The sequence below is a fragment of the Pseudarthrobacter xylosi genome (genome assembly GCF_055412765.1).
The window spans coordinates 521,920-533,760 of the sequence record NZ_JBVAYT010000001.1 but is presented as its reverse complement, the minus strand read 5'-3'; the positions used below and the strand labels follow the sequence as shown (position 1 = coordinate 533,760).

General features: G+C 64.6%; 11 protein-coding genes. 7 read left to right on the top strand and 4 right to left on the bottom strand.

The annotated features are described in order from the left end of the window. Positions 1-24: 24 nt before the first annotated feature. Entirely contained in the window at positions 25-1,479 is a 1,455-nt protein-coding gene (locus ACZY1F_RS02515) for a purine-cytosine permease family protein (protein ID WP_463940084.1), read from the bottom strand. Further along, positions 1,476-2,489 carry an agmatinase gene (gene speB, locus ACZY1F_RS02510; protein WP_463940083.1) on the bottom strand — a complete coding sequence of 338 codons (1,014 nt, stop codon included), beginning with the start codon at positions 2,487-2,489 and terminating at the stop codon, positions 1,476-1,478. Before speB ends, ACZY1F_RS02515 begins: the two co-directional genes overlap by 4 nt. Before the next feature lie 221 nt (positions 2,490-2,710). On the opposite strand from speB, the gene ACZY1F_RS02505 reads away from it, so the two are divergent. Beyond that, entirely contained in the window at positions 2,711-4,204 is a 1,494-nt protein-coding gene (locus ACZY1F_RS02505; protein WP_463940082.1) for a PucR family transcriptional regulator, read from the top strand. A 380-nt stretch (positions 4,205-4,584) separates the two neighbouring features. Here the strand turns inward: ACZY1F_RS02505 and ACZY1F_RS02500 are convergent, their stop codons facing one another. Then, positions 4,585-4,977, bottom strand: coding sequence for a hypothetical protein (locus ACZY1F_RS02500; RefSeq protein ID WP_463940081.1), 393 nt, complete (start codon positions 4,975-4,977; stop codon positions 4,585-4,587). Between the two features lie 173 nt (positions 4,978-5,150). Next, on the bottom strand, positions 5,151-6,074 hold the full coding sequence (locus ACZY1F_RS02495; RefSeq protein WP_463940080.1) for an AraC family transcriptional regulator: 924 nt from the start codon (positions 6,072-6,074) through the stop codon (positions 5,151-5,153). 274 nt (positions 6,075-6,348) lie between these two features. Between ACZY1F_RS02495 and ACZY1F_RS02490 the strand changes: the two genes are divergently transcribed. The 6 genes from ACZY1F_RS02490 to ACZY1F_RS02465 are packed head-to-tail and all read left to right on the top strand — an operon-like array spanning position 6,349 to position 11,825. Then, positions 6,349-7,695 (top strand): ABC transporter substrate-binding protein, encoded by a 1,347-nt coding sequence (locus tag ACZY1F_RS02490; protein ID WP_463940079.1) that lies wholly within the window; start codon positions 6,349-6,351, stop codon positions 7,693-7,695. Between the two features lie 26 nt (positions 7,696-7,721). After that, complete coding sequence (locus ACZY1F_RS02485; protein ID WP_463940078.1) at positions 7,722-8,690, top strand: carbohydrate ABC transporter permease; 969 nt, start codon at positions 7,722-7,724, stop codon at positions 8,688-8,690. Continuing rightward, positions 8,687-9,616, top strand: coding sequence for a carbohydrate ABC transporter permease (locus ACZY1F_RS02480; protein WP_463940077.1), 930 nt, complete (start codon positions 8,687-8,689; stop codon positions 9,614-9,616). The genes ACZY1F_RS02485 and ACZY1F_RS02480 overlap by 4 nt, the downstream gene beginning before the upstream one ends. Before the next feature lie 52 nt (positions 9,617-9,668). Next, positions 9,669-10,730: an NAD(P)-dependent alcohol dehydrogenase gene (locus ACZY1F_RS02475; protein WP_463940076.1), complete on the top strand. Its 1,062-nt coding sequence runs from the start codon at positions 9,669-9,671 to the stop codon at positions 10,728-10,730. Between the two features lie 2 nt (positions 10,731-10,732). Further along, positions 10,733-11,014, top strand: a complete 282-nt coding sequence (locus ACZY1F_RS02470; RefSeq protein ID WP_463940075.1) for a PfkB family carbohydrate kinase — start codon at positions 10,733-10,735, stop codon at positions 11,012-11,014. Further along, the gene (locus ACZY1F_RS02465; RefSeq protein WP_463940074.1) at positions 10,995-11,825 is read left to right on the top strand and encodes a formylglycine-generating enzyme family protein; all 831 of its coding nucleotides are present in this window, start codon (positions 10,995-10,997) and stop codon (positions 11,823-11,825) included. Before ACZY1F_RS02470 ends, ACZY1F_RS02465 begins: the two co-directional genes overlap by 20 nt. Positions 11,826-11,841: the final 16 nt, after the last annotated feature.

The window sequence follows — 11,841 nt, the reverse complement described above, 5'->3', positions numbered from 1 at the left end:
GTGCGGGCCGTTGCCCGCGGTGTGTCAAGTCAGTTCAGTTACGAATGCGGGGGTCTGAAAGGGGGCGGCATCCGACTTCCGGAACAGGCGGGCAGCAAAGTAGTAGAGCGGAGCAACAACCACTAGCCCGACGATCCAGGAGAGGTCCACGCCGCCCATCGCCGCGGCCAGTGGGCCCGTGTAGATCGCTGTTGCGGAGAAGGGGACCTGGATCAGCGCGCCGGCCACGTAGGAGCCGATCGCTATCCAGTTGACCCGTCCGTACACGCCGCCATCGCGTTTGAAGAAGTCTTCAACCCTGTAGTCGCCGTGCCGGAGAAGGTAGTAGTCCACGAGGTTGATGGCCGTCCAGGGAACCAGCACGTACATCAGGAAGGAGAGGAAATTCGTGTAGAAGAGGATGAAGTTGTCGCGGGCGAACAGTGCGATCAGGAGCGCGAGGGTGAAGAGGATGATCGCCGCAACGCTTCGGGTCTTGGCGCGGGGCAACCAGTTTGGCTTGAACGTCTGGCCGATGGTGAGGCTGCACAGGACGCCGCAGTAGAGGTTCATGGCGTTCGACGCCGCGACGCCGAGGCAGAAGATTCCGATAACGATCATGGTCCAGGGCTGGAGCAATGCGCCCAGGCTGCCGACGATTTCGACGTTGCCGGCATCGTTGCTCATGGTCACCGCAAGGGTTCCCACCAGGGCACCCAGGATCATCGGGAAGAGTGTTCCCAGCACACAGCCTGAGTAGGATGCCCAGAAGGCTGGGGCCGAGCCGGTGCCCTGGGGCATGTAGCGGGAGTAGTCCGAGACGTAGGGAGCGTAGGCGAGCTGCCAGAGGGCGGAGACGGAGATGGTGGCCATGAAGCCCACCCAGTTGAAGTTTCCCTGGTCCAGGAAGCTGGCCGGCAATCCGTGGACGGCTAGGATCCAGGCGAAGGCCAGCAGCAGCGCCAGACCTGCCACGATGCTCAAGACGCGTGCATAGGCGTGGATGAGCCGGTAGCCGAAAATCGTGGCAACAACGCTGACGATGCCGATGATAATGATGCCGGCGTCAACACTGATGCCCGGGTTGACTGCGGCCATTGCTTCCCCGCCAAAGACGAGGTTCGCTGCGAAAAAGCCGACGTACATGATCACCACGATGACAACGATCAGCAGCGCCCCGTACGAACCGAACTGGCCGCGGGTCTGGATCATCTGCGCCACGCCCAGTTGCGGGCCTTGGGCGGAGTGCAGTGCCATGAAGATGCCACCGACAATGTTTCCAACGATGATCCCGACGATTGCGGGCACAAAGCTGAGGCCGAACACCGTGGTGGCGAGTCCACCCGTCACGATGGTCATGATCATGATGTTGGAACCGAACCAGATGGTGAAGAGGTCCCGGGCTTTTCCGTGGCGTTCGTCCGCGGGGATGGGCTGGATGGTCTTGTCCTCGAGTCGGGGGACTTCGGCCGCGACGGCGTGAGTGGTTCGAGTGCTCATGATGCGTTCCAGGAGGCTGCTTGCAGTTCGCGGACCTCGTTCGCCCCAGCCTTGCCACGGTTCACCATCAGCGCGAGCAGGTCGAAGACGAGGGTGGCCGCGGCAACTGTGGTGATGTCCGCGTGGTCGTAGGCCGGAGCGACCTCGACGACGTCGGCACCCACAATGTTGATGCCGTTGAGTCCGCGGAGCAGTGCCAAGAGTTCGCGGGAGTGGAGCCCGCCCATTTCGGGGGTGCCGGTGCCCGGCGCGTAGGCCGGGTCCAGGACGTCGATGTCGATGGAGACGTAGACCGGGGTGTCGCCGAGCCGCTCCTTGACCTGCGCGATGGCTGCCGGGACGCCGATGACGTCAAGGTCCGAGCAGCGGATGATCTGGAAACCGAATTCGTGGTCGCGGAGGAAGTCGTTGCGGTCGTAGACCGGGCCGCGGATGCCGACATGCATGGACTTGTCCTCCACCAGGAGGCCTTCCTCAAAGGCGCGGCGGAAGATGGTGCCGTGGGTGACGGGCTGGTCGAAGTAGGTGTCCCAGGTGTCCAGGTGGGCGTCGAAGTGGAGCAGGGCCACCGGGCCGTGGACCTTGTTCAGTGCCCGCAGCATCGGCAGGGCGATGGTGTGGTCGCCGCCGATGGAAATGAGCTTCTTGCCGGAGCCGGCGTCGCCGAGCAGCGGGAGGGCCTGCTCCTCGATCTCTCGGACTGCGCGGGCGATGTCGTAGGGGGTGCAGGCGATGTCGCCGGCGTCCACCACCTGGGCTTCGTAGACAGGCTCAACGTCCAGTTCGGGGTGGTATCCGGGACGCAGAAGCCGTGAGGCTTCGCGGACTGCGGCAGGACCGAAACGGGCGCCAGGCCGGAAGGAGGTTCCGCCGTCGAACGGTACGCCGACGATCGCAATGTCGTAGTCCGGAACGCGGTCGATTTGGGGAAGCCTGGCGAAGGTGCCGAGGCCTGCATACCGGGGGACTTTTGTTGCGTCGACGGGGCCGATGGGCTTGTGCGTTGTCATGCCGGGATCCTTCGGTTGCTGTGCTGCCGGGCTGTGACGCTGGCGGCATTCGGTGGGAGGTGCGGGTCGCTCGCCGTTGAGCGGGAAGTACGTAGTCCAATTCTTGGTGACGCGCATCACGGCGTATAGCGGTAGATTGACTACAAATGGCCGAGGCTCTTATACATATGTCTAAGAGCCTCTAGGTGGGCCGGAAACCAAGGATGTGGGAGCGCAATTCCATGGCAATTACCGTGGCCGAACTCGTGGCGGAACCCCAGCTGGGACTCACGCTGCTGGCCGGATCCGCAGGCAGCGGCAACCGGATCACGTGGGCCCACACATCTGATTTGCCGAGGCTGTGGGAATGGGTCACTGGCGGCGAGCTGATGATGACCAACGGCCTGTCCATCCCGGCCGAAGCTGCTGGGCAGGTTGCGCTCGCCGAGGCGCTGGTGGATGCGGGCGCCAGTGCGCTGGCCATCGGAGAGAAGATGCACGCGCCGGAGCTGTTGCCAGAGTTCCTGGCGGCTTGTGAGAGGCTGCCGCTGCCGCTGATCAACGTGCCCTATCCGCTGCCCTTCATCGCCATTGCGCGAACGGTGGCTGAATCCTCCCTGTTGGAGGAATCGCGGCGCCTGCGTCAGACCGCCAGGATTTACGACCTGCTCCGCACTGCCGGAACATCCGAGGACCACTTGCACGGCCTTCTTCGGGGCCTCGCGGCTGAGCTCGATGCAGATCTGTTCATCGTGGACCGGCGGTGCCTTCATCCGTGGCATCCGGACGGCCAGCCGCTGCCGGATTTCCTGCAGGCGGAATTGGCCCCGCTGACCGGGCGAATATCCTTGGCCGGGAAGAAGTTCCAGTGGCATCGGCTGCGGGACAGGCACGTGCTGATGATGGATATCCCCACGCACGCCAACGCGCTCCTGGTGGTGCTCCCCAACGGCGATCCGCACCCGGACGCCGTCGTGATTCTGCATGCGGCAACGGTGCTGGGGCTGGAACTTTCACGAAAAGTCCTGTCCCTGGAAAGCCGGCACCGCCTGGCGAGCGAATTCCTCTTGCAGGCGGTCGACGGCCGCCTGGGAACGGCGGAACTGGAGAGCCGGCTCACGGCTTTTGATGTTCCGGCTCAGGATTTCCTGGTGGTTTCGATATCGGCCGACGACGGCGAGCGGCTGGCGGATGTCCATGTCGAACTGTGGCGCCACGGCTTTCCGGCCGCTTGCCTGCGGCGCTTCAAAACGCTTCATGTGGCGGTGTCCGCTGCAGTGACGGACGATATTCTGGTCCACTGCGCGGGTCCGGAGGTCCGGATCGGCATCAGCTCGCCGACGTCTGCGCCCGGGATTCGGCGGGCGTTGCAGGAGTCGCTGTGGGCGCTCGGCTCGGCCAAGGGCAATGCCATAAATCTGGCCCGGTACGCCGAGGGTGCTTCGTGGCTGGGGCTCACGAGCTTTGAGGAAGGGACCGCGTTGGTAGAGCGGCTGCTGGGTCCGATCTTCGCCTACGAACGGGGCCAGGAAGGCGACCTCATCGTGACGTTGAGGACCTACCTTGACGCGCAGAGATCGTGGCAAAAGACCGCCGCGGCGCTCTTTGCCCACCGGCAAACCATCATCTACAGAATCCGAAAAATCAGCGAGTTGACGGGCCTGGATATGACCGAAACGTCCACATTGGCTCAGCTTTGGTTTGCGCTTCAAATCCATGAGGCGATGCATAAGTAGGCCGCTGATACGTACGTCCGGTCGTCAAGGGGCATAGGTGAGCGGCTCCTACGGGTGCGGGCGACGACGTCCGAGGCTTGGTTCAGCAGCCTTTGCCCGGGCCGGTGCTGTCAGGCGGCTTCGATGAGGAGTCCTCGCTACGTTTCATCAGCGGAAGTCTCCGGACGGGCCATGCTGCGACTACGGCGACCTCGAGATGCGTCATCGAACGGCAGCCCGGCACGGGCTTCCGCTGGGCTCCGGTCAGCGCGGCCGACTTCGCAGAGGTTGTCCAGATCATTGCGGCGCTTGAGGCGTTGGCTAATCTGCGCGGTGGGGAACGGCCCCAAACGCAAGCGGACGACGGCGGGAGGTTCCGCCGTCGTCCGCTCGCTGTAGGGCTACGCGGCCTGTTCGCGCCGTTCGTGTGTCTGCCCGTAGGGGACGTCGCGGCTGACGGCGACGGTGTAGCTGGTGTAGCTGTGCTGTGTGACCAGGATGCCGTGGCGGCTTTCCTGCATGGCGTGTTCGCGGGCCATTTCCACGGCGGTGTTGAGGTCGCTTTCGACGGTATCAGGATCGTGGGCTGTGATTGCCAGGACAAGGTCAGAGTGGCGCTTGATCATGGTGGTCTCTTTCTCGGCGGGATCCCGGGACTCTGGGTAGGCACAGGCTTCCGGGTCCGGGTGCACCCGGGGGAGGCGGAAAGCGGTGGTTCCAGAGGGGTTGCCCGGCATCTCTGATGGGGGCTGGTGCCGGCCGAATTGTCCGGCGGGCTGGATCGGCGGAAGCATTGTTCCTGCGGATCTGTAGCCAGTGTGCCTGAAGCGATGGCCCCGGGGCAATAGACAGGCCGAAAAATCCCGGGGAGACCACCGAAACGTCAGGGTACGACGGCGGGAGGAGCCTCCTCGAAAGCGGGATTCCACTCTGGCTCTCCGATGGATTTGGACACGCCGGACGTGGCTCAGCCCTGCATCCGTTGGCGGTAGCTCCGAGGCGTTTCGCCGGCGTCGTTCAAGAAGTGCCGGTTGAAATTGGACAGGTTGGAAAACCCGACTTCGTAGCAAATGTCCGAGATGGGTTTGTCGCTCCTCTCGAGCAGCCGCCGTGCATGGGCCAACCGGAGTTTGCGGACCAGATCGCTGAAATTCTGGCCAGTGGCGCGCTTGAAGTATTTCGAGAACGTCGGCTCGGGCATTCCCACCAGCGATGCCGCTTCTGACATCTTGACGCTGCCGGCGTGATTGCCGAACACGTACTCCAGGACGATGTCCACCACCGCCGCGGCCTGGCCGTCCAGGTGCGGCCTGAACCATTCGTCAGCGAGGTAGCGCCGCTCGTCCTGCGGCGAGCGCGCAAGAATGGCAAACAGTTCCAGCAGGTGCTGGAGCCGCCCCAGCCCGGTGGAGGCGCCCATTGCTTCGATGGATGCAGCCGAAGCCCGGGCCGTGCTCCCGAGGAACTCGATCCCGCGTGCTGATTGTTCCAGCAGAGGCTTGATTTCGGCCAGTTCTGGAACCAAAGCGGCGGTCTGCTCCACCCACTTTCCATCGAACTGGATCAGGGCGTCCCGGCCCTCAATGACCTCGCCCGGCTCGAGGTCGCTGACCCAGTCGTGGGGCAGTCCTGATCCCACCAGGGACACGTGCCCGGCCTCGAACGTGCCGATGTGGTCCCCGACGATGAACTTTCCGGTGCCCTTCCGGATGAGGTGGATCTCGTACTCGGGGTGGTAATTCCAGCGGGCCGCCGCAGTGGGGTAGTCATGCTCATGCCACCGGACCGAATGGTTTGGATCCGCCGGGATGACCTCGCGGCTGGCCCGCATGCCCAGTAGCCTTTCGGCAAGCCTGGCCGAAGCTCCGTCGCCGGGATCTGCCGCGCTCATGCTCGTACTCCCGTTATCCGCATACATGAAAAATGGACAGCGCCGTTGGCGCCTTCCCACAGTAGCGCCCGCACGCGGAATCCTGGTTAGGAAAATTAGTATCAGAAATTGGCATGCGCGGCGCTAGTTGTGGCATACCGCACACACCTACAGTTGAGGAAGACCAGCCCGGCACATCGAAATCCCGATGACCGGCCTTGCTCCAGCCGAATACGTCGTCACAGCAGGCGACACGAGCCGGTTGTGTACCCCCTGAAGAACAAAGGAGTCCTCAATGCGCCCAAAAACGCGCGCTGCCGCGATTGCCGCCGGCGCCCTGTGCGTGGCCCTTAGCGCCTCGGCCTGTGCCGGCGCCGGCGGAGGCAATTCCGCCGGAGACCCGAACAGCATCAACGTCCTGATGGTGAACAACCCCCAGATGGAGGACCTGCAGCGGCTCACTGCCGATAATTTCACCAAGGAAACCGGCGTCAAGGTCGACTACACGATCCTGCCGGAGAACGACGTCCGGGCCAAGATCAGCCAGGAGTTCTCCAGTCAGGCCGGCCAGTACGATGTAGCCTCGCTGTCCAACTACGAGATCCCGTTCTACTCCGCCAACGGCTGGCTCGCGCCGCTGGACAACGTGGCCAACGACGCCGGGTTTGACCAGGACGACATCCTGCCGGCCTACACGGCCTCGCTCACGGGAGAGGACGGCAAGCTCTACGGCGAACCGTTCTACGGCGAGTCCTCGTTCCTGATGTACCGGAAGGACCTCCTGGAGTCCAAGGGCCTGACCATGCCGGAGAAACCCACCTGGGACGAGGTTGCGGACATTGCGGCGCAGGTGGACGGGGCGGCCCCGGGGATGAAGGGCATCTGCCTCCGCGGCCAGCCCGGCTGGGGCCAGGTCTTCGCGCCGCTGACCACCGTGGTAAACACGTACGGCGGCACCTGGTTCGACAAGGATTGGAATGCACAGGTCAACAGCCCGGAGTTCACGGCAGCAGTGGAGTTCTACACCAAGCTGGTCCGCGAACACGGTGAGGCAGGAGCCGCGCAGGCGGGCTTCACCGAGTGCCTGAACAACATGAGCCAGAGCAAAGTGGCCATGTGGTACGACGCCACGTCGGCCGCGGGCGCGCTCGAATCGGACGCGTCACCCGTGAAGGGGAAGATCGGCTACGCGCAGGCCCCCGTGAAGGAAACCAAGTCCGCTGGCTGGCTGTGGACCTGGTCCTGGGCCCTGCAGGCAGCGTCCAAGAAGCAGGACGCTGCAGAAAAGTTCATCGCCTGGGCCAGCTCGAAGGACTACGAAGAGCTCGTGGCGTCAAAGCTCGGCTGGGCGAAGGTTCCCTCCGGCAAGCGCATCTCCACCTACGAGAACGCCGATTTCCAGAAGGCGGCGCCGTTCTTCGAGGCCGAACGCTTCGCCATTGAGAACGCCGACCCGAAGAACCCCGGCGCCCAGGAACGTCCCGCCGTCGGCATCCAGTTTGTGGGCATTCCCGAGTTCGCTGCCCTGGGCACCAACGTCTCCCAGGGAGTCAGCTCCGCCATCGCAGGCCAGGGCACCGTGGCCGACGCACTGGCCAAGGGCCAGGAAGCCGCCCAAAAAATCGGCAATAAGTACAAGTAGCAATGACCGAACAGCAGGAGAACCTCATGACTACCGCAATGGCGCGCATCTCCCGCCCGGGACACCCCGCAGCCAAACCTCAAAGAGACACCCGGTCGCGGGAACGCGCCCTGGCCTGGGCCCGGCGTGCACCGCTGCTTCCGGCCCTGATCTTCCTCATTGTCGTCACGCAGCTTCCGTTCGTGGTGACGCTGATCATCTCGTTCCTGAACTGGAACAGCCTGAGCCCTGACAAGACGGCCTTCGCCGGCGTGGAAAACTACGTCACGGTCCTCACCGATCCGGACCTGCGCCAGGCCATCTTCACCACCATCCTCCTCACCGTCTCGGTGGTCCTCGCCAGCCTGGTCGTCGGGCTGGGCCTGGCACTGCTGCTGGACAAGAAGTTCATCGGCCGCGGCCTGGCACGGACCCTGCTGATCGCACCGTTCCTGGTGGTGCCCGTGGCCGCGGCCCTTATCTGGAAGCACGCCCTGCTCAACCCCACCTACGGGCTGATCAACGGCATCCTGACCTGGCTCTGGTCCCTCTTCGGCAGCACTACAGCGCCCCAGTTGGACCTCCTGTCCCAGGCCCCGATGATGGCCGTCATCGTCTCGCTGGTCTGGCAGTGGACGCCGTTTATGATGCTCATCCTGCTCGCCGGCCTGCAGTCCCGGCCCATGGACACCGTGGAGGCGGCCCAGATGGACGGCGCCACACCGTGGGCGATCTTCCGGCACCTCACCCTGCCGCACCTGCGCCAATATCTGGAGCTGGGCGGCCTGCTCGGTGCCATCTACATCGTGCAGAACTTCGACGCCGTCTTCACCCTCACCGCAGGCGGACTGGGCACCGCCAACCTGCCCTACGCCATCTACCAGACCTTCTACTTCGCCAACGAATACGGCCTGGCCTCAGCCGCCGGCGTTGTGGTGGTCATCGGCACCATCATCGTGGCCACTTTTGCCCTCCGCACCGTCTTTTCACTCTTCAAGAAGGAGGCAGCACGATGAGCACGCTCACTCCCGCCGCACCCCGCAAGTCGGGCCATGCCCGTTCAACATCACCCGCCGCACGTGCCGCCGGACCAGTCCGCCGAGGCAAATCACGCATGGACCCCACCCGCAACAACACCGCTGCGGGCCTGGCGGCCTGGCTCCTCGCCCTGCTGTTCGCCGCCCCCGTGATGTGGATGATCCTCACGTCCTTCCACTCAGAAACGGACGCCGCCACCAACCCGCCGTCCATCGCTGCGAACCTCACCCTGGACGCGTACCGGGAGTTCTTCGGAGAAACGTCCGGCGTCAGCCCATGGCCGTCGCTGATCAACTCCGCTACTGCCTCGATCCTGTCCACGGTCCTCGTACTTGTCCTGGCCATCCCTGCGGCCTATGCCCTGTCCATCCGGCCGGTGAAGAAGTGGACCGACGTGATGTTCTTCTTCCTCTCCACGAAAATGATGCCGGTGGTGGCCGCGATCCTGCCGCTCTACCTCTTCGCCAGGACCGTCGGAGCCCTGGACAACATCTGGTTCCTCATCCTGATGTACACGTCCATGAACCTCCCCATCGCGGTCTGGATGATGCGGTCATTCCTCGCAGAAGTCCCGGTCGAAATGCTCGAAGCCGCCCAGATCGATGGTGCCGGGCTGCTCCTTACACTCCGCAAGGTGGTGGCACCTGTGGCGATGCCCGGCATCGCCGCGACCGCCCTGATCTGCTTCATCTTCAGCTGGAACGAACTGCTGCTGGCACGGGTCCTCACCGGCGTGGTGGCAGGCACCGCCCCCGTCTTCCTGACCGGCTTCGTCTCCGGCCAGGGCCTCTTCCTCGCCAAGGTGTGCGCGGCCGCCGTCGTGATCTCCCTCCCGGTGCTGTTCGCGGGGTTCGCCGCCCAGGACAAGCTCGTCCAGGGCCTCTCCCTGGGCGCCGTGAAATAGCGCATTCAGGCACCCGGCCCTCCACTTCCGAATTTCCGAAAGGACCACTCCGATGACAACACCCACCGCCCAGTCCAGCACCCTGGCCCCCGCTGAACTGCCGGCCACCATGCGCGCGTCCGTCCTGAAGCGCCAGGGCCACATGGTGATGGAAACCCTGCCCCTTCCGCAGCTCGACGCCGACCAGGTCCTGGTGCAGGTGGCCGCGGTCGGCGTCTGCGGCAGCGACGTCCATTACTACGAGCACGGCCGGATCGGCGAATACGTGGTGGACCACCCGCTGGTCCTGGGCCACGAACTCTCCGGCCGGATCGCCGCCGTCGGAAGCGCCGTTGACCCGGCCCGCATCGGCAACCGCGTCGCCGTCGAACCACAGCGCCCGTGCCGCACCTGCAAGCAGTGCAAGGCGGGCCGCTACAACCTGTGCCCGGACATCGAGTTCTACGCCACCCCGCCAATCGACGGCGCCTTCGCCGAGTACGTGACCATCCAGAGCGACTTCGCCTACGACATCCCGGACAGCGTCAGCGACGAGGCCGCCGCCCTCATCGAGCCGCTCTCCGTGGGCCTCCGGGCCTGCGAACGCGCAGAGATCAAGCCCGGCAGCCGGGTCCTGATCGCCGGCGCCGGTCCCATCGGCATCATCGCCGCGCAGGCCGCACGCGCCTTCGGGGCGAGCGAAATCTACATCACGGACATCGCCGAGGACCGGCTCGCCTTCGCACTCGAACACGGCGCCACCCACGCGCTCAACGCCAGGACCGACAGTGTCGAAGGGCTCGACGTCGATGCGTTCATTGACGCTTCCGGCGCACCCCAGGCGGTCCGTTCCGGAATCAAAGCCGTCGGGCCGGCCGGCAGGGTCATCCTCGTCGGTTTGGGGGCGGACGACGTCGAGCTTCCTGTCTCGTTCATCCAGAACCGGGAAATCTGGCTCTCCGGCGTGTTCCGCTACACCAACACCTGGCCGCTGGCGATCCAACTGATCGCCGACGGAAAGGTGGACCTGGACATCCTCGTTACCGGAAAGTTCACCCTCGCCGAGTCCGAAGAAGCCCTGAAAGCGGGCAAGCAGGCCGGCCAGCTCAAAGCCGTCGTCTACCCGGGCAGTTGACCATGATCACGGGCATCGGCGAATCGCTCGTGGACATCATCAGCGACCCCCGCAGGCCGGAGGAGGTCCAGGCCCACCCGGGAGGCAGTCCCCTCAACGTGGTGGTGGGCGTGGCACGGCTGGGCTTGGCGACGAACCTTGTGACGCACTACGCCGATGATCCGCATGGGCACAGGATCGAGGCTCACTTGAAGGCCGATGGCGTCACGGTGGCGAGGGGATGCCAGTCTGCCGATTCTGACTCAACCACGGCAGACTGGCGGCATGGCTTTCGAATCTGCTGACGTTCCACTGCCCGACGCCGTTGGCCGAACGCACGCACGGCACGCTGACCCTATTTCAGTCCAGCTGGCCGCAATTCCCGCCGGTACCGTGGAGCTGAGCGATGCGCGGTCCGGATCCCGTCGGGAAGTCACCCTGCGTCCCTTCGAGATCGGACAGACCCAGGTCACATGGGCGGATTGGGTCGCGGTGTTCGGGAGGGCCGAAACACGGGTCTCCTCACTGAAGACTCCAGTACATCCGATGACCTGGTTCGATGCCGTGCGATGGTGCAACAAAGCCTCTGCCCTGGCCGGATTCAGGCAGGCTTACCGGATCCGCGACCGCAAGGTCCTCTGGGAGGTCAACGCCGATGGGTTCCGGCTGCCTACGGAGGCCGAGTGGGAGTGGTCCTGCCGCGCCGGAACCCATGGACCGACATACGGGCCGCTAGCGGACATCGCCTGGACCGCCGTCGATCAGGTGGACGGCCCCCAGGACGTTGCCCGCAAAGCAGCGAATCCCTTCGGTGTCTTCGACATGATCGGCAACGTCTGGGAGTGGTGCTGGGACTACGCCGATACCGCCCGCTACGGCGATTACCGAAGCCTGCGCGGCGGTGGATGGGCCGATCGTGAGTGGAGTTGCCGATCATCAGTTCGCCGCGGTAGCGCACCGGACGCCTTGTTGGAGGACGTCGGGTTCAGGGTGGCCCGTGGGACAGTCGGTGAGTCCGGCGCGCAGGAAGCACAAGGCTGGTCGGCGGCTGCTGACCGGCGCAGGGCCGAAATCCGCGGCCCCCTGCCGGTCGGATGGACACCGCTCCGGGACTGACCAGACGGCGGGAGGC